We start from the raw sequence: 24,139 nt of genomic DNA on the forward strand, positions 1-24,139 counted from the left end.
ACCCTACCCGTCGCTCTCGTCGTAGGCCGCCAGCGCCGCCCGGACGTCCCCGGCGACCCGGTCGGCCAGCTCGGCCGGCGCGACCACCTGCGCGTCGGCGCCCAAGCCCAGCGCGAAGCGAGCCGCCCAGTCCAGGTTCGACGCCCGCAGCGACACCAGCCACCGCCCGTCGGACTCGGCGCGGACGTCCTCGCAGCGGTAGTACTCGGTGATCCAGCGCGAGTCGCGCCCGATCCGCACGGTGACCAGGGGCTGGTCGTCGGAAGGCTGGAACAGCCCGGCGCGCACGTCCGACGGCCGCGCCTGCGGCGGAGGCGCCGCGGCGTCCTCCAGCTCGGCGAGCGCGTCGATGCGGTCGAGCCGAAAACGCCGCATCCCCTCCGCCCGGCGGCACCACGCCTCCAGGTAGGTGAAGTCGTCGACCACGAGCAGCCGCATGGGGTCGACGACGCGCTCGCTGGAGGCGTCGCGCCCGGCGGTGTAGTAGGTGATGCGCAGCGCCCGCTGATGGCGCAGGGCGTTGCGGATCTGCGGAACCCAGCCGTCGGCGGCACGCAGGGAGACCTCGACCCGCCCGGCCGCCGCGGCGGCGTCCCCGCAGGCCGACTCCAGTTTCGCCAGGGCGCGCCGCACGGCGTCGACGTCGCGCAGACCGGGCGTCTCGGCGAGCAGACGCAGGGCCACGATCAGGGCGAGGGCCTCGTCGGAGTTCAGGCGCAGCGGGCGGTTGAGCTCCGCCCCGAACGTGATCGTCACCGTCTCCTCGTCGAGGGACATGTCGATCAGGTCGCCCGGCCCGTATCCGGGCAGGCCGCACATCCACAGCAGCGTCAAGTCGTCGCGGAGCTGGGCCTCGGTCACACCGAGCTCCCCGGCCGCCTCGGCCACCCGGATACCGGGCCTGGTCTGCAGGTACGGAACCAGGTTCAACAGCCTGGCCAGCCTGCTCGGTGCCGACATGGTCATCGCGCCACCGCCGGAACGGACTCGGCCATCTCGGTGAGCAGGGCGACGATCTCCTTGCGGACCTCCGGCGGGTCCTCGACCACCACGTCGGGTCCGTACCGCAGCAGTCTGGTCGCCAGCGCCCGCGCGTCGGTATAGGGAACCACGATGCGGTCGACGGCCCCGGCTCGCGGGAGGATCTGCACCGCGCGGCGGCGAATGCCCGCGGCGCGGCCCGGACTCACCCGCAGGGTGGCACGCCGCGAGGTGACCGCGCGGCCCTGCGGCGACGCGGCGACATGGGCGATCAGGTCGCAGTCGGCCGGAATCTCGTAGGCACCGGCAGGACCGGTCGCCTCGACGGCACCGACGATCCGCGACAGCCGAAAGCAGCGTTCCGCCGCCCGGTCGACATCGCGGCCCACGACATACCAGCGCCCGCGCCAGCACACCACGCCCCACGGCTCCAACCGCCGGGTCGCGGCGACATCGGCACTCGGCGCCCGATACCCGAACTCGACCGTCCGGCGCACGTTCACCGCGGCCAGCATCGGCGCCAGCGCGTCGTCCACCGTGCTCACCGGCGCGATGTCGTCATACGGAACACTCGACAAGTCGACCTCCGCACCACCGGCCCGCAGTTTCGCCAGCGCCGAGGTCGCCGTCGACGCCAACCCGGCGTGAAGCCACAACCTCGCGGCGACCCCCAAAGCAGCCGCCTCATCTCCCGCGAAGGACAACTCCGGCAGCTCATAGTCACGCCGGGCGATGCGATAGCCGGACTCGGTGTCGAAGACACTCGTCGTCCCGGTCTCCACCGGGATCCCCAGATCACGCAGCTCCGCCTTGTCACGCTCGAACTTCCGCTGAAAAGCCTCATGCGCCCGCGAATCCCGCGAATCGTGCTCATAACCGGGCACGGTACGGGCGATCTCCGCCGCGGTCAGAAACCGCCGCGTCGACAGCAGACAGATCACCAAATTCACCAGGCGCTCAGTTCGGGTACGCGACACCCACCGAAACTAGCAGCACGACACGCGCGGCCACCTCCGCCAGCCAGCCAACTCACCCGCCCCTGCTAACCTCCACGCCGTGGTGCGATGGCGAACCGGAACAGTTACCCGACACCGGAACACATGGAAAGGCGCCGTCGAACTCGACATCGAACTCGACCCGCGCGCCCCCGACGACCCCCCACACGTGAAGGCACTCGCCTACACCGACCTCGTCGGCACCCCCCGCCCGGGAGACCGGGTCATCCTCAACACCAACGCCCTCAAAGCAGGCCTCGGCACCGGCGGCTACGCCCACGTCATCGCCATCCCCGACAACCTCCCCGCCGACAGCGACTCCCCCGGCCACATCGTCAAAGCCCGCTACAGCCCACTCCAGACGATGCTCCTCGCCGCCGACGAAGAAGCCTCACCACACCGCGAGACCCTCGCCACCGCCGACGACATCGACGGCATGCCCGTCGTCACCGCCGACCTGCACAGCGCCCTGCCCGCCATCCTCGCCGGCATCCACCAAACCCGGCCCGGCACCCGCGTCGCCTACGTCATGAGCGACGGCGGAGCACTCCCGGCCGCGTTCTCCCGCACCCTCGACGCCCTCGCCCCCCACCTCACCGGCACCGTCACCATCGGCCAAGCCTTCGGCGGCGACCTCGAAAGCACCAACATCCACACCGGCCTACTCGCCGCCCGCCACGCCCTCCGCGCCGAGATCACCATCACCACCCAAGGCCCCGGCAACCTCGGCACCGGCACCACCTGGGGATTCTCCGGCACCAGCACCGGCGAAGCGATCAACGCCACCCACACCCTCGGCGGCCGACCCATCGGAGCGCTACGCGTCAGCGACGCCGACAAACGCTCCCGCCACGTCGGCATCTCCCACCACAGCATCACCGCCTACGGCAGGGTCGCCCTCGCCCAGGCCGACCTCGTCCTCCCCGAAGGACTGGACCCCGAACTCAAAGCGCTCATCGACACCCAACTCCCCGCCCTGACCCGCCACCGCGTCATCACCGTCGGCACCACCGGCCTCGACCAGGCGCTGCGCGACCTCCCCGTCAAACTCTCCACCATGGGCCGCGGACTCGACGCCGACCACGCCTACTTCCTCACCAACGCCGCCACCGGCCGCCACGCCGCCCACCTCCTCTAGACACACCGAAAGCGGCCGGCCCAACGGCCGACCGCCTCCAGCGAACAACTCAAGCGAACACGATCAACGCCGCCCAACCCGCCACGAAGACCACCAACGCCACCGCCAAGACCCACGTCGGAACCTTGTAATCCCCACGCCGATTCCGCTCGATCTCAGCACGGATCTTCGCCCGGCGCCTCTCCAGACGCGACAGCTTCGGCTCCTCACCGAGCACCGCCCCCGACCGGGCACCGGCCTCCGACTCAGCAGCACTCCCGACCTCGGCACCGCCCTGAGCCTGAGCCTGCGCACTCGCCTTCGCCTCAGCCCTCTTCGCCGCCGCAGCCGCCGCAGCCTCCTCAGCACGCAGATCGGCATTCAGCGCCTGAGCCTGAGCCTGTGCCTTCGCCTCAGCCCTCCTCGCCGCCGCAGCCGCCGCAGCCTCCTCAGCACGCAGATCGGCATTCAGCGCCGCCACCTCCACGTCGACCGCCCTCGTGTCAGAACCCTCGGCACCCACCGACGCCCCCGAACGCACCGGATCAGACGAACCCATCACTCACCACCGCCATCGACGCCGTCACATTCCAGCAATCAGCTTATCCACCCGCTCATCACGCGACCGGAACGGATCCTTGCACAACACCGTGCGCTGCGCCTGGTCATTCAGCTTCAAGTGCACCCAGTCGACCGTGAAATCACGACGACGCTCCTGCGCCTTCCGAATGAACTCACCCCGCAACCGCGCACGAGTCGTCTGAGGCGGACGCTCCTTCGCCTCGAAGATCTCCACATCATTCGCGATCCGATCCACCATCCCCCGACGCTCCAGCAGATAGTAGAGCCCACGACCCCGCCGGACATCGTGATAAGCCAGATCCAACTGCGCCACCCGCGGCGAGGACATCGGCATGTCACCGTTCTTCGCCCGATAACGCTCGATCAGCTTCAACTTCGCGACCCAGTCGATCTCACGCTCGACCGCCGACAGATTCTCCGCCTCCACCGCCGCCAGCACACGACCCCACAACTCCACCACACGCTTGGCCGTCTCATCACCACCACGACGCTCCACGAAGTCCGCCGCCTTCATCAGGTACTCCTGCTGAATCTGCAGCGCGCTCGCCTCACGCCCGTTGGCCAGACGGACCTTCCGGCGGCCGGTGATGTCGTGGGAGACCTCGCGGATCGCCCGGATCGGGTTCTCCAAGGTCAGGTCGCGCATCGCCACACCCGACTCGATCATCCGCAGCACCAGGTCCGCGCTGCCCACCTTCAGCAGCGTCGTCACCTCGTTCATGTTCGAGTCGCCGACGATCACGTGCAGGCGCCGGTAGCGCTCGGCGTCGGCGTGCGGCTCATCGCGGGTGTTGATGATCGGCCGAGAGCGGGTCGTCGCCGAGGACACGCCCTCCCAGATGTGCTCGGCACGCTGGGAAAGGCAGTACACCGCGCCACGCGGAGTCTGCAGCACCTTTCCGGCTCCGCAGATCAGCTGACGGGTCACCAGGAATGGGATGAGGATATCGGCCAGCCGACCGAATTCGCCGTGCCGCGACACCAGGAAATTCTCGTGACACCCATATGAATTGCCGGCCGAATCGGTATTGTTCTTGAACAGATAAATGTCCCCGGCGATGCCCTCGTCGTGCAGCCGGCGCTCGGCGTCGATGAGCAGGCCCTCCAGGATCCGCTCGCCCGCCCGGTCGTGCTTGACCAGCTCGACGACCGAATCGCACTCCGGCGTGGCGTACTCCGGGTGCGAACCCACATCAAGGTACAAACGCGCACCATTGCGCAGGAAGACGTTGCTAGACCGGCCCCAGCTCACCACCCGCCGGAACAGGTACCGCGCCACCTCATCCGGAGAGAGACGACGCTGCCCACGGAACGTACAGGTCACACCAAACTCGGTCTCCAGACCGAAAATCCGCCTGTCCATGCGACGACACTACCGGTCGAAGCCGACAAGTCCACAGTGTCGAGCCAGACTGTTTTCGGCGAGGCGACCCAGAGTGACCACGACACCGCCCGCTAACGCAGCGCGCCCGGCGCCGAGACCGGCACCGGGCAGCGTGTGAACCACGTTCTCGCAGGCCCTCAGGCCTTCTTACCGTCGCCGTCCTCATCGGACGGCAGCTCGACGTCCACAATGTCCTTGGCCACCGCGGGCGGCTGAGGGTCCGCCGGACTGTCCGACTCAGGCGTCTGCGGATCCACCGGCTCGACCACCTCGGCCCCCACCTCCGCCGAAGGCAGCAGCAGCGCCTCCAGCGCCGCACCGCGAATCCGCCGGAACGAACGCCCCGGACGGCCCCGATCCAGCACCGCGACCTCAAGCTGGTCGGCCTTCAGCTCACGCTGCGCACCACCGTCGCCGCCGATGCTCCCCAGAGCACGCACCGCGAGCCGCAGCGCCTCCTCCAGGTCGGCCTCCACCCGATGCGACTCGCGCACCTTCGTACCGATCTGCTCCGACTGGCCGCCCATCGCCACAAAGCCCGGCTCATCGTTGATGGAACCGTCATAGGTCAGGCGGTAAAGCTCATCGTCCTCCGGCGTCGCACCGACACCGGCGACGCACACCTCGACCTCGAAAGGCTTCGTGGACTCGGTGAAGATCGCACCAAGGTTCTGCGCGAACACATTCGCCAAGGGCCACGCCGTCACATCACGGCGGTCATAGGCATAACCCCGCAGATCCGCCATCCGCACACCGGCGGCCCGCAGATTCTCGAACTCGTTATAGCGGCCCACGGCCGCGAAACCGATCCGGTCATAGATCTCACTGATCTTGTGCAGCGCGGTCGACAGATTCTCCGCGACGAACAGAACACCACCGGCGAAACTCAGCACCACGACACTGCGACCGCGGGCGATCCCCTTACGGGCATACTCCGAACGGTCCCGCATGATCTGCTCGGGCGAGGTGTAGAACTGCATGGCCATGACGACGAACTCCCTTCAGGACAACGGCAAACCGACAACCCGACCTAACGCCCGGGGTACTCCGACCTCTCCCCGATCACATCGCGCGCGAGACGCTCGACCTCGGCGTCCGGGATCCGCACGGTCCCCTCGGCCGAAGCCGTCATGATGACCGGGAACAACCCCCGCGTCAGGTCCGGACCACCCGTGGCACTGTCCTCATCGGCGGCGTCGTAGAGCGACTCCACCGCCCACTTCACCGCGGTGTCGACGTCGGCGCCCGGCCGGAACCGCTTCTTCAGCGCCGAACGCGCGAAGAGCGAACCCGAACCGATCCCGTCGTAGTCGCGCTCCTCGTAGAGACCGCCGATCACGTCGTAGGAGAAGATCCGGCCCGCCTTGCCCGGCTCACGCGAGTCGAGGTCGTAACCGGCGAACAACGGCACGGCCGCCAGGCCCTGCATGGCCGCCGACAAGTTGCCGCGAACCATCGTCGCCAGCCGGTTCGCCTTCCCGTGCAAGGAGAGCGGAGTCCCCTCGATCTTCTCGAAGTGCTCCAGCTCCACCTGGAACAGGCGCACCAGCTCCAGACCGAGACCCGCCGTACCCGCGAAACCCACCAGCGAGTACACGTCGGAGGCGAAGACCTTCTCGATGTCGCGACTCGCGATCAGATTCCCCTGCGTGGCCCGCCGGTCGCCGGCCATCACCACGCCACCCTCATAGGTCATCGCCACGATCGTCGTCGCGTGCGGCGAAGCATGCGACAAATCCCCCGGCGGCAGCGGCCGCCGGCCCGGCAGAAACTCAGGCGCCGCCGCCTGAAGGAACTCGGTGAACGACGACGAACCGGTCGCGCTGAACGCCGCCGGCATCCGTCCCGGGAAGTCTGCTCCTGTGGTCACGGGCTCCCTCTTCCTGTCACTCGTCGATCCTCATTCACCTCGCGCTGAGCGGGCACGCCAAAGATACTGTGCAGCCGCCGGACGTGATGCTCACGGTGCGCCTCCATGTCCACACGCGCACGATCCCACGTCCCCTTAGGATCACGATGCGCCTCCGGCACCCGGTGCCCGGCCTCGCCGGACGACAAGTGCTCGCCGATGTACTCGATCGCGGCCTTCATGCGGAAGTAGTCCTCCTCGAACAGGCCCAGCGCGTTGTTGCACTTGAAGCACAGGATCCCGCGCACCTTGCCGGTCACATGATCGTGGTCGACGTGGTAGCGCTCGTGTTCGAGCTTGCATATCGCGCACACCCAGAATTGAGCGGCCAGCATCTCCTCGACCTGAGCCTCGGTCAGGCCGTAGCGGCGCTTGAGGTGGTAGTTGCGCATACTTCCGTGATACCGGGCACGGCTCTCCTTCGCGGCGGCGTTGAGGCAGGGCTTGCAGTAGGAGTGCAGGCCCGAGACCGCCGCCGTGGCCTTCACGAACTCGTCGTGATCCTTGACCTCATCGCACCTCCGGCAGCGCTTCCGTCCTTCGGGAAGTACCTCGGGCTTGCGGACGCCGCGTCCCTGTGACTCGAAGACCCTCTTCGCATAGCTCGCCTGACTGCGCAGGTTCATGCACGACCGGCAGTAGCTCCCGTAGCCGGACTCGCGCCTCGACGACGGCGCGAACTCCGCCAGGCGCAGCCACCGTTCGCAGTCCCGGCACATCCGCTGACCGTCTCGGTCCTCGGGCCCTCTGGCGCGGATCTCCCGGAGCACTCGTCCCTCGGCCTCCGCCTGAGCGACGGCCTTGGCGCGCGATCGGCGATTCGAGCAAGGCCTGCAATAGCTCGCCCTCCCCGACCGCTGGTACTTCGTCGGGGAGAAGTCCTCGACCGGCAACCACTCCTCGCACGCACGGCACATCCGCTGACCGACACGGTCGGCCGGCGACACCTTCCGGGGAGTCTTGCCCGCCTCCGCCCGCTTCGCCCGATAGCGCTCACGAGCCAGACTGTTCACGCATTTCCGACAAGAATTGTACCGATAACCCTTTTGATTCTTTTTGAAATTGTCGAGCGGATACCATTCCCCGCAGGTTGCACATGGCCTTCTGTCGTCCTCACCCAAGTCCATTCCCGCCCCTTTTAGTGCGCCCGGTATGTCCGACTTCATCCCTATTTAAATCGGACATACCGGGACATTACTCCCCGCCCTTTTGTACGAATGAGCGAACGAACTCTGCGCTGTTAACCTCCAGGACTTCATCAATCTCGTCCAGCAGGTCGTCGACGTCCTCGGTCAGTTCCTCGTGCCGTTCGGCGATCTCGGGGTTGACCTCCGGCGCGGCGGTCTCGTCGGTTTCGGAATCGCGGCGCGACCGCGACGACTGCGACTGACCGCCCGTGTCCTTCGTTGCCATGTCCGGCTCCTTCTGTACTGGTGTGCTAACCGTGTGGTCTCGACCGTACCGCGAAGATCCGACCTTCGGGTGCGCCGACATCGGGTCCCCGGTGTCCGGTCAACGACCGCCGGTGATGATGTCGAGCAGGTCCTTGGCCGACGCGCAGCGGTCGAACAGCGCTCCGACGTGGGCCTCGGTCCCGCGCTCGGGCTCCATCATCGGCACGCGGACGAGCGATTCGCTGCCGACGTCGAAGATGACCGAGTCCCAACTGGCCGCGACGACCTCGGTGCCGTACTTGGCCAGACAGCGGCCCCGGAAGTAGGCGCGCGTGTCGGTCGGGGGCAGCCCCATGGCGTCGACGATCTCGTCCTCGGTGAACAGGGTCTTCATGGCCCCGCGGGCGACGAGCCGGTTGTAGAGCCCCTTGCCCGCGCGCACGTCGGAGTACTGCAGGTCGACGAGCTGAAGCTTGGGGTTCTCCCAGGACAGCTGCTCACGGTCGCGGTAGCCGTTGAGCAGCCTCAGTTTGGCCACCCAGTCGAGCTCGTTGGCGCACAGCATCGGATCGCGCTCCAGCCGGTCCAAGACGCTCTCCCAGCGCGCTAGGACGTCGAGGGTGTCCTCGTCGGCGTCGGCACCGAAACGGCTCTCCACATAGGCCTTGGCGCGTTCGTAGAACTCCCACTGGACCTGCACGGCGGTCATCCGGCGGCCGTCGCGCAGCCGGACCTTGTGCTGGAGCGTCGGGTCGTGGCTGATGGCCTTGAGCTCGCTCACCGGGTCGACGATGGACAGTTCGCCGGTGAGGGCCTTGTCCTCGATCATCGCCAGGATCAGCGCGGTGGTGCCCATCTTGAGGTAGGTGGAGATCTCCGACAGGTTCGCGTCACCGATGATCACGTGCAGGCGGCGGTACTTGTCGGCGTCGGCGTGCGGCTCGTCGCGGGTGTTGATGATCGGCCGCTTGAGCGTGGTCTCCAGGCCGACCTCGACTTCGAAGAAGTCCGCCCGCTGCGAGATCTGGAACCCCGCCCGGCTGCCGTCGGCGCCGATGCCGACGCGGCCGGCTCCGGTGACGACGTTGCGCGTGACGAAGAAGGGCGTCAGGTAGGAGACGATGTCGGCGAACGGCGTCGCGCGGCTCATCGAGTAGTTCTCGTGCGCGCCGTAGCTGGCGCCCTTGTTGTCGGTGTTGTTCTTGTAGAGGTTGATCGGGGCGTTGCCCGGCACGGTCGCGGCACGCCGTGCGGCCTCGGCCATGACACGCTCGCCGGCCTTGTCCCACAAGACCAGGTCGCGAGGGTTGGTCACCTCGGGTGTGGAGTACTCGGGATGAGCGTGGTCGACGTAGAGACGGGCCCCGTTGGTCAAGATGACGTTCGCCAGACCAAGGTCCTCGTCGGCGAGCGTTTCGGCGGGGTCGTACATGGCCCCGGTGTAGGTGAAGCCCCTGGCGTCGCGGAGCGGGGATTCCTCCTCGTAGTCCCATCGGGCACGGCCGCCCTTGGCCAGCTCGGGCCGGGCTCCGTAGGCGTTGACGATTTGGGACGAGGTCACCATCGGGTTGGCCCCTGGCTGTCCCGGTACCGAGATGCCGTATTCGACCTCGGTGCCCATGATGCGGCGTACGGTCATGCTCCGAGACTAGACGCCTTGAGGCCTTCAGGTGTCAGGCGTGCGCGGGTGGTCCTTCTCCGGGCATGTCGGGAAGGTATACGACCGTCAGTCCCCCGCCGGGGTTCGTGGCCGCGAATTCGTTCAGCAGGGCCGCGGTGTTGGGGTCGTTGGTGAGCACGCGCAGGGGGACGGTGCTCTCGGTGACGACCAGTTTGTAGAGGTCGAGGCTGGCCTGTGCCTCGCCGTTGAGCGGGGTGGCGGGGTCGTGGCCGTTGAGGTTGTCGAGTTCGACGCCGTAGACCTGGCGGTAGAGGCCGCCCAGGTTGCGGTTGAGCATGGCCAGGATCAGGGTGAGGTGCTGGTTGCTGCCGCCGTTGGGCGAGAAGACGACCTGCGTGGGGATTCCGTCGGCGGTGAGTCCTCTGTCGTCGAGGTATTCGAGGGTGTTGCTGACGGAGGAGTGGATCTGGCCGCTGCCCCACACGCTGATCCAGTTGGTGTCGGTGCCCGGCTGGTGGAGCGCGCCGTTGTAGGACGGCGGGGTCCCGGTCGGGAGGGCGCCGGTGACGAAGACGGCGAAGGCGACCGCGGCGGTCGAGGCGAGCGCGCCGCGTAGGCGGGGTGTTGTGCCGCGGTGCCACCAGGTGGGGGGGCGTAGGAGGGATACGGCGGCGCCGGCGGTGATGATGAGGATGATGACGAGGGCTTGGATGACTTTTTCGTAGTAGTAGGAGCCGGTGCCGATGTAGGCGACGTTGTAGGCGCGTAGGCCGATGGCGAAGAGGAGGCCGCCGAGGCTGGTGGCGGCGAGGATTTGGAGGCGTGGGCTGCGGCGGAGGTTGGGGGTGAGGACGGCGACGGCTGCGAGTGCGAGGGAGGCGTAGAGGACGACTTTGGGCATCGCGACGATGAAGCCGGTGGCGTTGACGTGGTGGGCGCCGTCGAAGCCTCGGATGTAGGGGATGAGGACTTGCATGGAGGCGGCGAGTCCGAAGAAGGCGCCGAGGGTGATGGTGAGGATGGGGCGGGCTTTGAGGCGTGGCCAGTGGGTGGCGGCGGTGGCGAGGATGGCGATGCCGGCGAAGGCTGCGTAGAGGGTGTAGGTGTAGGTGACGGCGATGGTGAGGGCGCCGGCGAGGGCGATGTGTTCGGCGAGGTGCTTGGCGGGGCGGGCGAGCACGGCGATGAGGATGGCGAGGTAGGCGAGCCCGACGATTTGGGCGTCGAAGCCTTCCCAGACCATGGTGGTGAAGATGCCGGTGGTGATGAAGAGGGTGATGGTGCTGACGATGAGGGCGCGTTTCCAGCCGGCGGCTTGTGGTCCGGCGATCCAGCGGGCGGCCCAGGCGGTGGTGAGTGCCATGAGGCCGAAGCCGATGGTGACGTACCAGTGGTAGCGCTGGAGGGCGTCGAGGGCGGGGCCGGGGTTGTTGCCGCCGGTGATGTAGGCGTCGATGGTGGCGAGGACGTAGTGCATTCCGGGTGGGTAGGCGGGGAACATGCTGGATTCGAGGATGGGGGCGGCTGCTTCGGGGTTGAGGGCCGGGTAGCCGCCGATGTGGCGGATGGTGTCGAAGAGGTTGAACTGGCGTAGGCGGTCGCCGCTGATGCCGGCGTAGGCGGTCCAGCCGAGGCGGGTGGTGGCGAGGGTGGGGGTGGCGGCGAGGTAGGTGGTGAGGGTGGCGCCGGCGGCGAGGAGGAGGTCGGTGCCGTGCGCGCGGAGTGGCAGGTGGGGGCGGCGGCCGGTGAGGGCGCTGATGGCGATGAGGGTGGTGAGGTAGGTGCCTGTCATGGGGATGGGGTGGAGGCCCCATGGCCAGTAGGTGGTGAGGAATCCGAGGAGCATGACCGCGGCGCTGGTGAGGCCGAGTGCGGGGATGAGGCGGTCGAGGAGTCCGGTGCCGGTGCGTAGGAGGGTGGCGGTGGCGACCCAGATGACCGGGAGCATGAGTATGTCGATGCCGAGCAGGTGTGCCAGGGCGGGGAGGGTCCAGGCGGCGGCGAGGTGGGCCGCGAGGTGTGCGGCGGGGCGCCGGTGTGGTGGTGTTCGGGTGTCTTCCGGCTCCGCGGTGGTCGTTTCCGGCGACCGGGCGTCGGTCAGCATCCTCAGAGGTCCTTTGCGGCTGGCCGGTTCCGGCGCATTTCGGTGAAGGCGGAGGCGCCGGCGGCTCCGGCGGCCATGAGGTCGGCGAGGGTGAAGACGAGGCGGGAGACCACGGCGATGCCGGCGGCCGTCCCGAAGCCGACGTAGGGGGTCAGCGCGGTGGCGATGACGGCGTCGCGCACTCCGATGCCGGAGGGGACGATGATGACGAGCATGCCGCAGGTCATGGCGAGCGCGAAGGCGCCGATGCTGCGGAAGAGGCCTTCGACGCCTGGTGTGGCGGCGGCGTTGGCGAGGAGCCAGAGGTGTATGCCGAAGCAGACGTAGGCCAGTGCGCTCCAGGCGGTGGCGGTGTTGACGGTGCGCCAGGTGATGGCGTGGCCGAGGGGGGGTTTGCGCACGATTTTGAGGAAGGTCTCGACGAGTTTGGTGAGGACCTTGGGGTGTGCGCAGACCAGGGCGATGGGGATGAGCGCCAGGATGATGGGTACGAAGGGTTCGCCTTCGTCGGAGGCAGCCAGGGCGGGGATGGCGAGTGCGCCGAGGATGAGGCTGGCGGTGGTGGAGAGTCCGACGGCGATGAGGCTGGCGATGAAGGCGCGGGCGCGGGGGATGCCGGCGCGTTTGCCGAGTTCCATTTGGGCGACGTAGGACCAGACGCTGCCGGGGAGGTATTTGGCGAGGTTGCCGAGGAGGGTGATGCGGGCGGCGGTGTTGATGGTCACGGGGCTGTCGAGCTGGGTGACGATGGAGCGCCAGGCCATGATGTTGGCGGCCATGCCGGCGAAGGCGGCGGCGAAGGCGAGGAGTACCGACTGCCAGGCCAGGTCGAAGAGGTAGTCGCGGATGTCCTTCCAGCTGCGGATCACGGTGTAGGTGACCGCGGCGAGGACTGCTGCGATGAACAGGGCCCGGAGGGTGTTGATGATCCAGGGTCTGGCGATGACGGCGCGGGCCCGGGCCAGGATGGACTTGGGGGCGGCGGGTTCGCTTTCGCGCGGGTCCGTCGTTGCCATGTCTGGGGGGGTCACGGCGGTGGTGTCGGACACCGACGCTCTCTCCTTTCAGGCCTATCGTGGCACGTCTTTTTTCGTGTCGGGCCGGGAGGTCGACCTGCGTCCGAGGGGACAGGAGACCCTAGCATGCGTGCACAAGCTGGTCACGGGTTGTGCGGGGTTGGGGGTTTGGTACCGTCGGCTCCGCTTCGTGTCGGCTGGTTGGTTTTTTCTGGGGAGTGTGGCCTGTGATTCCGGTGTCTGCGGTGCGTTTGCCCGAGGGTGTCGAGGCGGGTGTCCTGGAGGTTCTTCGTTCGGGGATGCTGGCGCAGGGGCCGAAGGTCGCGGCTTTGGAGGAGGCTTTCGCGGGGTTGGCGGGGGTGGATCACGCGGTCGCGGTGAACAACGGTACGACCGCTCTGGTCGCGGCGGTGGAGGTGTTGGATCTGCGGCCGGGTGATGAGGTGGTGACGTCGCCGTTCACGTTCGTGGCGACGCTCAACGCGATTCTCGAGGCGGGTGCGACGGTGCGGTTCGCCGACATCGACGTGGTGGACTTCTGTGTCTCCCCCGGTGCTGTCGATGCGGCGGTCACTGATCGGACGCGGGTGGTGATGCCGGTGCATCTTTACGGGCAGGTCGCCGACATGGCGGCGTTGGCCGCGTTGGCCGAGCGTCATGGGCTCGCTGTGATCGAGGACGCGGCGCAGGCCGTCGGTGCGACTTTTGAGGGGCGGGGTGCGGGTTCGTTCGGGCTGGGCTGTTTCTCTCTGTACGGGACGAAGAACATCACCACGGGTGAGGGTGGGATCATCACCACCGGCGACGAGGTGCTCGCCGACCGGTTGCGGGTGCTGCGCAACCAGGGGATGCGGGCGCGCTATCAGTATGAGATGGCGGGCCACAACTATCGGTTGACCGATCTGCAGGCGGCGCTGGCGCTGCCGCAGTTGGCGGTGTACGACGAGCAGGTGAAGCGCCGCAAGGCCAACGCCGCGCGCTTGTCGGAGGGGCTGGCGGGGGTCGGGGGTCTGACGCTTCCGGTGGAGCTGCCGGGCCGGTCACACGTCTGGCACCAGTACACGGTGCTGGTGGGTGCTGAGGCTAGGGTGTCGCGTGATGAGCTGTCGGCGGCGCTCGCTGAGCGCGGGGTCGGCAGCGGGGTGTATTACCCGCGGGTGGTCTTCGACTATGACTGCTACCGGGGTCACCCGCGCGTGATCGCCGGGGACTTCCCGGTGGCGCGGCGGGCGGCGGCGGAGTGCCTGTCCCTGCCGGTGCACCCGTACCTGTCCGATGCCGATCTCGATGTGGTCATCGAGTCGGTCCGCACCGTCCTTGGAGCGTGAAGCCGTGCCTGCAGTTCGCATCGCCCTGGTCGGCGCCGGTTCGATGGGGTCCCTGCACGCGCGGGTGATCTCCCAGTCGGATCGCGCCGAGCTGGCCGTGGTCGTGGACCCGGTCAAGCAGACCGGTGAGAAGATCACCGAGCGCTTCGGCGGGACGTGGGCTCCGGGCCTCGACGCGATCGACGGTGTCGACGCCGTCGTGATCGCCGCCCCGACGCACCTGCATCACCAGCTGGCCCTGCCGGTCTTGGAGGCGGGGAAGCCGTTGCTGGTGGAGAAGCCGGTGACCTCGACGTTCGAGGAGTCGGCGGAGTTGGTGGCGCTGGCCGAGAAGGGCCGCATCCCGCTGATGTGCGGTTTCGTGGAGCGTTTCAATCCGGCGATCGTGACCGTCGCGTCGATGCTGGAGGAGCCGGTGCACCTGGCCGCGGTGCGGCACGGACCGTACGCGCCTCGTATCCGCACCGGCGTGGCGTGGGACCTGCTGATCCACGACCTCGACGCGTGCCTGCGCATGGCGGGGGCGACGCCGTCGAGCGTGTCCGGCGGCGTCGGCCGTTTCCATCCCTCCTCGGTGCCGGGCGCCGAGGACGTCGCCGACGCCGTGGTGACCTTCGACAACGGCGCAGTCGCGACCTGCTCGGCGAGCCGGCTCGGGCACCGCAAGGTGCGCACGCTGTCGGTGACCGAGCGGCAGCGGGTGATCGAGATCGACCTGCTGCGCCGCGACGTGACGATCTACCGGCACGTGTCGAACGAGCAGCCCGCCGAGATCGGGCTCGGCTACCGCCAGCAGACGATCATCGAGATCCCCGAGCTGGTGACCAACGTCGAGCCGCTGGTGGCGCAGCTCAACCGTTTCCTGGACATGCTCGACGGGAAGGTCGACATCGACGAGGAGCGGGACTCGATCCTGTCCCCGCACCGTCTGGTGGCCTCGATGCTGTCGGGTGAGCCGCTCAACGGCTGACGGATGTGCGAGTCGAGGACGCGGCGGGCCTTCACGGGCCGCCGCGTTCTTCGTGTCCGGGTCCGGCGGTGGTGGTCGACCGCGTCCGCCTCAGGCGCGTTCGGCTCCCGCGACCTGCGCTTCGAGCACGGCGAGGTGCTTGTCGAGGACGCGGTCCATGGTGAAGTGCTCCCGGACGAGGTCGCGGCCGGCCTCGGCGACCCGCCTGGCCCGCTCGGGTGAGGCGAGGACCTCGATGAGCTTGCCGGCGAGGCCCTCGGCGTCGCCGGGGGTGGTGAGGTGGATGTTGCCGCCGTCGACGAGTTCGATGCCGGGGAAGTTGTCGGCGCGGACCGGCGCCACGACGGGCACGGCCGCGGCCATGGCCTCCAGGCTGGCGGTGCCCAGGCCGATGCCCTGTTCGTGGGACTCGACGGACGCCGCGGCGAGGTAGTGCGGGATGTCGGCCTTGGGGACCACGCCCACGGGGATGATCGCGTGTCCGACGCCGAGTTCCTCCGCGCGCCGCTGGTAGGCGTCGAAGTAGGTGCGGCCGACCACGAGGAGCTTCGCCTCGGGGAACTCGCTGAGGACCTTCGGCAGCGCCTCGGTGAGGGTGACCCGGTCGCGCAGCGGGATGACGTGCCCGATCGACAGGATGACCGGCGCGTCGCCGAGCTGGTGGCGGTCGCGCACGACCCGCGCGTCGGCGTGCGCGGTGAAGTCGGGCTCGACGCCGACGGGAATATAGTCGAGGCCGGAGTGGGCGCCGGCGTAGCGGGCCTTGATGTACTCGTCCATGAGGACGTCCATGACGACCAGGCGAGGCTTGTGGAGCCTCATCGGCGGCCGCACCATCGTGGCGTCGAGGAAGCGGAATATCCCGTGGTAGGACGCCTGCGGGTTCTCCAGGCGCGTGTGAACCGACAGGAGCGTCGGGATCTTGCGGCGGCGCGCGTAGAGGCCGCTGGCCCAGGTCAGGTCGAAGAACTGGCCGTGCTGGTGGATCGCGTCGGGCCGGAAGTCGTCGAGGACGCCCTTCAGTCGGCGCCACAGGCTCGGGCGGGTCGCGAAGAGGATGTCGAAACTGACCGCCAGGCGCGTCTGCGGCAGCTGCCAGGACGGCAGGCGGACGATGCGGACGCCGTCGCGTTCTTCCTCCGCCGGGGCCCCGCCGTAGGCCGCCGCGATGACGAGGACCTCGTGGCCGCGAGCCGCGTAGCCTTTCGCCAGCGCCTCCGACAGGTGGGCGCTGCCGCCGGTGCGGGGCGGGAAGAAGTTGTTGACGACGGCGATGCGCACGTTGTGTCCTCGTTAGGGTCTTCGGCTCAGGCGGCGTCGCCGGGGGCCGCCCCGGGTACGACGGCGGGGAATCGAACGTCGGCGCCGTCGATCTCGACGGTGGCGGCCGGGCGTGCCGGTACACCGGTTACCACGGTACGGGGCGGCACGTCACGGGTCACCACGGCTCCGGCGCCGACGACGGCCTCGTCGCCGATCGTCACGCCCATCATGATGACGGCGTTGGCGCCGACGAAGACGCGGTCACCGATGGTCACCGGCGCCCGGTCGACGTCGGCGTGGGCACGGCCCGACACGCAACGCCGCGTCGTGGAGTGCGTGTAGATGTGCACACCGCAGGAGATGTCGCAGCCGGCTCCGATGGTCAGACCACCGGAGCCGTCGATGACCGTGAACGCCCCGATCCACGTCCCCTCGCCGATGGCGGGGTCGCCGATGATCCAGGCGTGCTCGTTGAAGGGGTTGGCGGGCAACCCACTCACGATTCGATGGCCGCCTTGACGAGTTCGGACATGCCTTCCTCGACGGTGATGGTCGGCTCCCAGCCCAGGAGCTCCCTGGCGCGCGTGATGTCGGCCGCGCGGCGCGAGACCAGCACGTCGCGAGGCCGGAAGATCGGCTCGACGTCGGACCCGAGGGCCTGGATGAGGATCTTCGCCAGCTGCGCCACGGAGGTGTCGACGCCGGTGCCGATGTTGACGGCGAAGTTCTCCGCCTCGCACTCCAGCGAGGCCACGACGCCCTTGGCGAGATCGTGGACGTGGACGAAGTCCATCGACTGCTCGCCCTTGCCGTCGATCGTCGGCGCCTGACCCGAGCGGATCCGCTGGATGAAGGTGTTGATCACCGAGGTGTAGTAGGCGTCGAGCTTCTGGCCGGGCCCGTAGACGTTGAAGAAGCGGTCGGCGACCCACGACAGGCCCTTGGTCCGCTGGTAGAAACCGAGCAGGTCCTCACCGGCGCGCTTGGTGATGCAGTACGGCGTCAGCGGGCGAAGCGTGTCGTCCTCGTGCATCGGCAGCCGCTCGGGGTCACCGTAGACCGACGCGGTCGAGGCGAACACCAGACGCTCCACGCCCTGGTCGGCGGCGGCGGCGAAGACGTTGTTGTTGCCGGTCATGTTGATGTCGATCGACTCGTACGGGTCGGCGACCGACTTGTTGATCGACACCGTCGCGAAGTGGATCACGTGGCTGCAACCGCGCATCGCCGAGGCCACCGCACCGCCGTAGCGCACGTCGCCCTCGACGAGCTCGACCCGGCCGTCGGCGGCGAACTCGTTGACGCGGGCGCGGTCCCCGCGGCTCATGTTGTCGAAGATCTTCACCGAGTAACCACGCTCAAGGAGCAGCGGCACCACATGCATACCGATGAATCCGGCCCCACCGGTGAAGAAGACCTTCTTGGACTGGTCGGTGACTGGAGTGCTGGTCATGGGGAGCTTCTCGTCCTAGGGGTTGGTGGCGACGGCGGACAGGACCTCACGCAGCGTAGCAGCGACGGTCTCCACCTGCGATTCTGTCAGGTTGGCGTGCATGGGGATCGCCAGGTGCCGGGCGAACAGGTCCGCCGAGACCGGGCACGGTGAGGTGGCGCCGTAGACGGGCTGGAGGTGGGAGGCATAGGTCCCGAAGGTGCACTGCACGCCCTTCTCCCGCAGGCGCATCGCCACGTCGCCGCGGTCGATGCCGGCGGCCAGCGTCACGACGTACGACTGCCACGGGTGCGTGCGGTCGTCCGGCGTCGACGGGAGGGTCAGCAGCTCACTGCCGCCGAGGAGCTCGGCGTAGGCCTCGGCGACCTTCGTGCGGGCCGCCAGGATCGCCGGGAGCCGGTCGAGCTGGACGATCATCATGGCCGCCGCCACGTCCGACATGCGGTAGTTGTAGCCGGCCTCGTCGAACTCCGGCAGCGGCAGCTTCGACAGCGCCGCGCGCGTCACCGCGCCCTCGATGCCGTAGGAGTGCAGCTTGCGGGCGTGGGTGTCGAGCTCGGGACGATCGGTGACGAACGCGCCGCCCTCGCCGGCGGTGATGCCCTTGCGACCGTGGAAGCTGAACACCGCGACGTCGCCCTGACCGCCGGCGGGCACGCCCTGGTAGGTCGCGCCGGCCGCGCAGGCGGCGTCCTGGACGAGGAAGAGCCCGTGGCGGCCGGTGATCTCGCGCAGCGGCGCGTAGTCGGCGGGCAGACCGAAGGCGTCGACGGCGATGACGCCGACGGTCTTGTCGGTCACCGCGGCCGCGACGGCCTCGGGGTCGATGGTTCCGGTGTCGGCGCGCACGTCGGCGAAGACCGGCTTCGCGCCGGCCCACATGACGGAGTGCCCGGTGGCCGGGAAGGTGTAGTCGGCGACGATGACCTCGTCGCCGGGCTTCACGCCCAGGGTCTCCATCGCCAGGTGCAGGCCACCGCCGCAGCTGTTGAGAGCCAGCGCGTGAGCGGTACCGACGACGGCGGCGAAGCGCTCCTCGAACTTGCGGCACGTGGGTCCGTTCCCGGCGAGCCAGCCCGAGGCGAACACCTCCCGGACGGCGGCCAGTTCCTCTTCCCCTACCGTCGGCTGCCCGAGCGCGATGACCTCTGTCATGAACTCCCCTGCCCGCGTGATTATGACCGCCGGGAAGTCTAGACCCCTTGGCTGTCGCCGAGGTTGATGGGTTCAGGCCGCCACGCGGACCCGGGGTTTCCTGCCGTACGGTCGTGCACGGTGTCGGCACGAGCGAAGGAGCCAGAGGTGGCGCGGTACGTCGTGGTCGGTGGAGGGATCGTTGGCCTGGCCACGGCGTGGCGGTTGCTGATCGACCGGCCGGGCAGCGACGTGACGGTCGTGGAGAAGGAGGAGCGGGTCGGCGCCCACCAGACCGGCCACAACTCCGGCGTCATCCACGCGGGCGTCTACTACAAACCGGGCAGCCTCAAGGCGCGTCTGTGCGCGGCCGGCAGCGCGTCGATGGTGGAGTTCTGCCGCGAGCACGGCATCCCCGTCGACATCTGCGGCAAGCTGATCGTGGCCACCTCCGGCGAGGAGCTGGGACGGCTGGGAGCGCTGCACGAGCGTGCGCTGGCCAACGGGCTGCCGGTGTCGCTGCTGGAGCCCGAGGAGGCCGCCGAGTACGAGCCGCACGTCGAGTGCGTGCGCGCGCTGCGAGTCGCCTCGACCGGAATCACCGACTTCGGGCGCGTCTGCGAGGTGCTGGCCGAGCTGATCGGCGAGCTCGGTGGCCATGTTCGGCTCGGTACGAAGGTCGTGTCGGTCTCGACGACGGTGGGCGGGGTCGTGGTGGGCACCGACCGTGGCGAGTTCGCCGCCGATGTGCTGGTCAACTGCGCCGGTCTGCACTCCGACCGGGTCGCGAAGCTGGCGGGTCTGCGGCCGCCGGCGCGGATCGTCCCGTTCCGGGGTGAGTATTACGAGCTGCGTGAGGACCGTCGTGACCTGGTTCGGGGCTTGATCTATCCGGTGCCCGATCCGCAGTTCCCGTTCCTCGGGGTGCATCTGACGAAGATGATCGACGGGAGTGTGCACGCGGGGCCGAACGCGGTGCTGGCGCTGGCGCGTGAGGGGTATTCGTGGGGGCGGATTCGGCCGGTGGACGTGGCCTCCGCGGCGGGGTATGGGGGTTTGTGGCGGTTGGCGCGCAAGCACTGGAGGTACGGGGCCGGGGAGGTGCGTCGGTCGTTGTCGAAGCGGCTGTTCGCGGCGAGTCTGGCGCGACTGGTGCCGGAGGTCGGCGCGGAGGACATCGTGCGGGCGGGTGCGGGTGTGCGGGCGCAGGCGATCTCGCCCGACGGGACGCTGGTCGATGATTTCTTGATCGTGGAGGCGGAGCGGCAGGTCCATGTGCTCAACGCGCCTTCGCCGGCGGCGACGAGTTCGCTGGAGATCGCGCGGGAGATCGTGGCGCGGATCCCCGCCGCGGGTTAGCAGTACGCGTGTGATGCTTGCGGGCATGAGTGATGACGAGTCGCGCGCGTCGGCGCGTGAGATGGCCGCCCGGTCGTTGGCCTCGGGTGACGACACCGGCTGGTTCGAGGCGCTGTACTCGGCGGCCGCCGAGGGCCGCGCGATCGTGCCGTGGGCGGATCTGGCGGCCAATCCCGACCTGGTGGAGCGGGTGCGCCCGGGGTCTGGTTCGGCGGTCGTGGTCGGGTGCGGGCTGGGCGACGACGCGGAGTACCTTGCCTCCCTCGGCTGGAAGGTGACCGCCTTCGACGTGTCGCCGAGCGCCGTGGAGCAGGCGAGGGCGCGGTTCGGCGGATCGTCGGTCGATTATGTGGTCGCCGACCTGCTGGCTCCGCCTGCCGGGTGGGCCTTCGACCTCGTGGTGGAGATCTACACGGTGCAGGTTCTCACCGCTGGGGCGCGGCGTGCCGCGATCGCCAACACCGCCGCGCTGGTGGCGCCGGGTGGGACGTTGCTCGTCATCGCCAGGGCCCGTGCCGATGACGAGTCTGAGGGCCTCATGCCGTGGCCGCTGACGCGCGGTGAGATGGAGTCCTTCGCCGATGGTGGTCTGAGGCCGGTGACCATCGCCGACTTCCTTGACGGCGAGGACCCGCCGGTGCGCCGCTGGCACGGCGAGTTCCGGCGGGATTGAGTCAGGCGTGGGGGTCGGTGCCTTTGGCGACGGCGCTCGCGAAGCGTGAGACTACTTCGGCGTAGGCCTCGGGTTCCTCGATGTAGGGGAAGTGTCCGGAGTTCTCGAAGGTGTGCACGCCGCCGTTGGGCGCTCCGGCGCGGTAGGCCTCGATCACGGCGGGCGCGGCGACCAGGTCGGCGCGGCCGTGGACGAGCAGTGATGGCTGCGGGGTCGGCAGCAGGCCGAACAGCGGCTTGTACATGTCGGGCAGGAGCGCCAGGTGGGTCGCGCCGCGTCCCCAGTCCTCGCCGCTGAAGCCGGAGGCGTCGTGGGCCTTGTCGTAGGCGTCGATGTGGGCCTGGGAGGCGAAGAAGAGTTCGTTGTAGCGGGCGCCGAGGGGCAGCATGGCCTCGTAGGTCTTGTCCTCGGCGGTCAGCCGCCCGGGTCGCGCCGCGAAGGCCCGGCATTTCTCGGCGGCCTCGTGCTCGCCGATCTCGTCGAGGAGGGTGGCGGCGACGGGGAGGCGGTGGCGGTCGGTGAGGTCGGAGTCGAGGGCGGGGCAGTCGAGGATGACGCCGCTGACGGCCTCGGGATGCTCGCAGGCGTAGCGGACGGCGGTGTGGCCGCCGGCGGAGTGGCCGACGATGGTCCACCGTTCGACGCCGAGGGCGCGGCGGATCTCCTCGAAGTCGGCGATCAGCGCGTCGACGCTGATCTCGGTGCCCTCGGGCAGCGGGTCGGAGCGCAGGAGGCCGCGCTGGTCGACGGCGAAGACGCGCAGGGTGGCCGCGAGGTAGCCGATCTGGAAGTGCGTGAAGGTGAAGGCCGACTGGCCGGGCCCGCCGTGGATGAACAGCAGCGGCGGCGCGGAGGCGTCGCCGCGCTCGTCGACGAACAGGCGGGTGCCGTTGACGGCTAGGAGATGCGTTGGCATGGCGAGAGAGTACGACGCGCAACGATCATCACCGTCTCGGAGTTCGCGCGCTTGCGCACAAAGCGAAAACGCCACCCCCGGAAGAGTTCTCCGGGGGTGGCGCCTCGTGCGAGCCTTTACAGGTACTGGCCGGTGTTGCTGGCCGTCTCGATCGACCGGCCCGCCTCGCTGCCCTTGCCCGACACGAGCGTGCGGATGTAGACGATCCGCTCGCCCTTCTTGCCCGAGATGCGGGCCCAGTCGTCGGGGTTGGTCGTGTTCGGCAGGTCCTCGTTCTCGCGGAACTCGTCGACGCAGGCGTCCAGCAGGTGGTGCAGGCGCAGGCCCTTGCGTTCGGTGGTGAGGAACTCCTTGATGGCCATCTTCTTGGCCCGGTCGACGATGTTCTGGATCATCGCGCCGGAGTTGAAGTCCTTGAAGTACAAGACCTCCTTGTCACCGTCGGCGTAGGTGACCTCGAGGAACCTGTTCTCCTCGGTCTCGGTGTACATCCGCTCGACCGCGGCCTGGATCATCGCGTCGACGCACGCCTCACGGGAGTTCCCGTGCTCGGCGAGGTCGTCGGGGTGCAGGGGCAGGTCGGTCAGGATGTACTTGGAGAAGATGTCGCGGGCCGACTCGGCGTCGGGCCGCTCGATCTTGATCTTCACGTCGAGACGGCCGGGTCGCAGGATGGCCGGGTCGATCATGTCCTCGCGGTTGGAGGCGCCGATGACGATGACGTTCTCGAGACCCTCGACACCGTCGATCTCCGACAGCAGCTGGGGCACGATCGTGTTCTCCACATCGGACGACACGCCCGAACCGCGGGTCCGGAAGACCGAGTCCATCTCGTCGAAGAACACGATCACCGGCTGACCCTCGCTGGCCTTCTCACGCGCACGCTGGAAGATCAGGCGGATGTGCCGCTCGGTCTCACCGACGTACTTGTTGAGCAGCTCGGGACCCTTGATGTTGAGGAAGTAGCTCTTGGCGCGCTCGCCGCCCTTCTGCTCGCCGGCGACCTGCTTGGCCAGCGAGTTGGCGACGGCCTTGGCGATCAGCGTCTTCCCGCATCCGGGCGGTCCGTAGAGCAGCACGCCCTTGGGCGGGCGCAACTGGTGCTCCAAGAACAGCTCGGCGTGCAGGAAGGGCATCTCTACGGCGTCCCTGATCTGCTCGATCTGCCGGGCGAGGCCGCCGATGTCCTCGTAGTTGACGTCGGGGACCTCTTCGAGGACGAGTTCCTCGACCTCGCTCTTGGGGATCCGCTCGTAGGCGTAGGCCGAACGGGCCTCCACCATGAGCGAGTCACCGGCGCGGATAGGCGCTCCGATGAGCGTGTCGGCCAAGTGCACGATGCGTTCCTCGTCGGCGTGCGAGACGACCAGGGCGCGGCGCGGGTTGCCGTCCTCGTCGTTGAGCACCTCCTTGAGGGTCACCACGTCGCCGGCCTCTTCGAACCCGAGAGCCGCGACCACGTTGAACGCGTCGTTGAGGAGCACTTCCTGCCCGAGACGCATCTCCTCGGGGTCGACCGACGGGGACACCGCGACGCGCATCTTGCGGCCACCGGTGAACACGTCGACCGTGCCGTCCTCCTGAGCACCCAGGAACACCCCGTAACCACTCGGGGGCTGGGCGAGGCGATCGATCTCCTCTTTGAGCGTGACGATCTGCTCGCGTGCCTCCTTGAGAGTCGACACGAGCCGTTCGTTCTGCTCGGACATCCGTTGAATCTGAGCCTGTGCCGCGGCAAGACGGTCCTCGAGCAACCGCACGTGTCGCGGCGTTTCGGTCATCTTGCGCCGGGCGAGAGCGAGCTCCTCCTGCAGGTATGCCACCTGACTGGAGAGATCTCTCGTCTCTCGTTCCCATCGCGCGGCGCGGGCCTCTGCGTCATCGCTACGTGCCACGTCCCCACCTCCCGGGGGCTGAAGGTCGACCGTTCAACCCTAACC

The 24,139-nt window shown here is 68.5% G+C and carries 22 protein-coding genes; 5 read left to right on the plus strand and 17 right to left on the minus strand.

The genetic code is table 11. From position 1 onward, the window contains the following. Positions 1-3 precede the first annotated feature (3 nt). Positions 4-966: a WYL domain-containing protein gene (locus tag AB0I28_RS18355; protein ID WP_357494663.1), complete on the minus strand. Its 963-nt coding sequence runs from the start codon at positions 964-966 to the stop codon at positions 4-6. Continuing rightward, complete coding sequence (locus tag AB0I28_RS18360) at positions 963-1,958, minus strand: WYL domain-containing protein (protein WP_357494665.1); 996 nt, start codon at positions 1,956-1,958, stop codon at positions 963-965. The genes AB0I28_RS18355 and AB0I28_RS18360 overlap by 4 nt, the downstream gene beginning before the upstream one ends. 79 nt (positions 1,959-2,037) lie before the next feature. Between AB0I28_RS18360 and AB0I28_RS18365 the strand changes: the two genes are divergently transcribed. After that, complete coding sequence (locus AB0I28_RS18365) at positions 2,038-3,114, plus strand: DUF3866 family protein (RefSeq protein WP_357494667.1); 1,077 nt, start codon at positions 2,038-2,040, stop codon at positions 3,112-3,114. Between the two features lie 49 nt (positions 3,115-3,163). Here the strand turns inward: AB0I28_RS18365 and AB0I28_RS18370 are convergent, their stop codons facing one another. The 9 genes from AB0I28_RS18370 to AB0I28_RS18410 all read right to left on the minus strand — a co-directional run bounded on the left by AB0I28_RS18370 (position 3,164) and on the right by AB0I28_RS18410 (position 13,103). Continuing rightward, positions 3,164-3,580, minus strand: a complete 417-nt coding sequence (locus AB0I28_RS18370; RefSeq protein WP_357495151.1) for a hypothetical protein — start codon at positions 3,578-3,580, stop codon at positions 3,164-3,166. Positions 3,581-3,676: 96 nt separating this feature from the next. Next, on the minus strand, positions 3,677-5,038 hold the full coding sequence (pafA, locus tag AB0I28_RS18375) for a Pup--protein ligase (protein WP_357494668.1): 1,362 nt from the start codon (positions 5,036-5,038) through the stop codon (positions 3,677-3,679). 158 nt (positions 5,039-5,196) lie between these two features. Continuing rightward, complete coding sequence (gene prcA, locus AB0I28_RS18380) at positions 5,197-6,045, minus strand: proteasome subunit alpha (protein ID WP_357494670.1); 849 nt, start codon at positions 6,043-6,045, stop codon at positions 5,197-5,199. A gap of 44 nt (positions 6,046-6,089) precedes the next feature. Further along, complete coding sequence (prcB, locus tag AB0I28_RS18385; RefSeq protein ID WP_357495132.1) at positions 6,090-6,899, minus strand: proteasome subunit beta; 810 nt, start codon at positions 6,897-6,899, stop codon at positions 6,090-6,092. Between the two features lie 26 nt (positions 6,900-6,925). Beyond that, positions 6,926-7,594: an endonuclease VII domain-containing protein gene (locus tag AB0I28_RS18390; protein WP_357494672.1), complete on the minus strand. Its 669-nt coding sequence runs from the start codon at positions 7,592-7,594 to the stop codon at positions 6,926-6,928. A 568-nt stretch (positions 7,595-8,162) separates the two neighbouring features. Then, positions 8,163-8,381, minus strand: a complete 219-nt coding sequence (locus AB0I28_RS18395; protein WP_357494674.1) for a ubiquitin-like protein Pup — start codon at positions 8,379-8,381, stop codon at positions 8,163-8,165. Positions 8,382-8,480: 99 nt separating this feature from the next. Then, positions 8,481-10,001, minus strand: coding sequence for a depupylase/deamidase Dop (gene dop, locus AB0I28_RS18400; protein WP_357494676.1), 1,521 nt, complete (start codon positions 9,999-10,001; stop codon positions 8,481-8,483). A 34-nt stretch (positions 10,002-10,035) separates the two neighbouring features. Next, on the minus strand, positions 10,036-12,087 hold the full coding sequence (locus AB0I28_RS18405; RefSeq protein WP_357494678.1) for a hypothetical protein: 2,052 nt from the start codon (positions 12,085-12,087) through the stop codon (positions 10,036-10,038). 2 nt (positions 12,088-12,089) lie between these two features. Continuing rightward, positions 12,090-13,103 carry a lysylphosphatidylglycerol synthase domain-containing protein gene (locus AB0I28_RS18410; protein WP_357494680.1) on the minus strand — a complete coding sequence of 338 codons (1,014 nt, stop codon included), beginning with the start codon at positions 13,101-13,103 and terminating at the stop codon, positions 12,090-12,092. Positions 13,104-13,348: 245 nt separating this feature from the next. Between AB0I28_RS18410 and AB0I28_RS18415 the strand changes: the two genes are divergently transcribed. Further along, positions 13,349-14,431 (plus strand): DegT/DnrJ/EryC1/StrS family aminotransferase, encoded by a 1,083-nt coding sequence (locus AB0I28_RS18415; protein WP_357494682.1) that lies wholly within the window; start codon positions 13,349-13,351, stop codon positions 14,429-14,431. A gap of 4 nt (positions 14,432-14,435) precedes the next feature. Then, the gene (locus AB0I28_RS18420; protein WP_357494684.1) at positions 14,436-15,401 is read left to right on the plus strand and encodes a Gfo/Idh/MocA family oxidoreductase; all 966 of its coding nucleotides are present in this window, start codon (positions 14,436-14,438) and stop codon (positions 15,399-15,401) included. A 90-nt stretch (positions 15,402-15,491) separates the two neighbouring features. On the opposite strand, the gene AB0I28_RS18425 is transcribed toward AB0I28_RS18420, so the two are convergent. From AB0I28_RS18425 to AB0I28_RS18440, 4 genes are read right to left on the minus strand one after another with little or no spacing between them, the layout of a single operon-like run. Continuing rightward, the gene (locus tag AB0I28_RS18425; protein ID WP_357494686.1) at positions 15,492-16,682 is read right to left on the minus strand and encodes a glycosyltransferase family 4 protein; all 1,191 of its coding nucleotides are present in this window, start codon (positions 16,680-16,682) and stop codon (positions 15,492-15,494) included. 26 nt (positions 16,683-16,708) lie between these two features. Continuing rightward, positions 16,709-17,164: an acyltransferase gene (locus AB0I28_RS18430; protein WP_357494688.1), complete on the minus strand. Its 456-nt coding sequence runs from the start codon at positions 17,162-17,164 to the stop codon at positions 16,709-16,711. Then, on the minus strand, positions 17,161-18,117 hold the full coding sequence (locus tag AB0I28_RS18435; protein WP_357494690.1) for an NAD-dependent epimerase/dehydratase family protein: 957 nt from the start codon (positions 18,115-18,117) through the stop codon (positions 17,161-17,163). The genes AB0I28_RS18430 and AB0I28_RS18435 overlap by 4 nt, the downstream gene beginning before the upstream one ends. 15 nt (positions 18,118-18,132) lie before the next feature. Further along, positions 18,133-19,272 carry a DegT/DnrJ/EryC1/StrS family aminotransferase gene (locus AB0I28_RS18440; protein WP_357494692.1) on the minus strand — a complete coding sequence of 380 codons (1,140 nt, stop codon included), beginning with the start codon at positions 19,270-19,272 and terminating at the stop codon, positions 18,133-18,135. Positions 19,273-19,419: 147 nt separating this feature from the next. Here AB0I28_RS18440 and lhgO point away from each other — a divergent pair, with 147 nt between their 5' ends. Both lhgO and AB0I28_RS18450 read left to right on the plus strand, forming a co-directional pair. Next, a complete protein-coding gene (gene lhgO / locus AB0I28_RS18445; RefSeq protein ID WP_357494694.1) occupies positions 19,420-20,610 on the plus strand; it encodes an L-2-hydroxyglutarate oxidase in 1,191 nt (396 codons plus the stop codon). Between the two features lie 25 nt (positions 20,611-20,635). Then, on the plus strand, positions 20,636-21,283 hold the full coding sequence (locus AB0I28_RS18450; RefSeq protein WP_357494696.1) for a class I SAM-dependent methyltransferase: 648 nt from the start codon (positions 20,636-20,638) through the stop codon (positions 21,281-21,283). A 1-nt stretch (position 21,284) separates the two neighbouring features. On the opposite strand, the gene AB0I28_RS18455 is transcribed toward AB0I28_RS18450, so the two are convergent. Together AB0I28_RS18455 and arc are read right to left on the minus strand one after the other, a co-directional pair. Continuing rightward, complete coding sequence (locus tag AB0I28_RS18455) at positions 21,285-22,199, minus strand: alpha/beta hydrolase (RefSeq protein ID WP_357494698.1); 915 nt, start codon at positions 22,197-22,199, stop codon at positions 21,285-21,287. A gap of 116 nt (positions 22,200-22,315) precedes the next feature. Further along, a complete protein-coding gene (gene arc / locus AB0I28_RS18460; RefSeq protein ID WP_357494699.1) occupies positions 22,316-24,094 on the minus strand; it encodes a proteasome ATPase in 1,779 nt (592 codons plus the stop codon). Between the last annotated feature and the right edge of the window lie 45 nt (positions 24,095-24,139).

This window comes from Phytomonospora sp. NPDC050363, from assembly GCF_040655735.1.
In the GTDB taxonomy this organism is placed as follows: domain Bacteria; phylum Actinomycetota; class Actinomycetes; order Mycobacteriales; family Micromonosporaceae; genus Phytomonospora.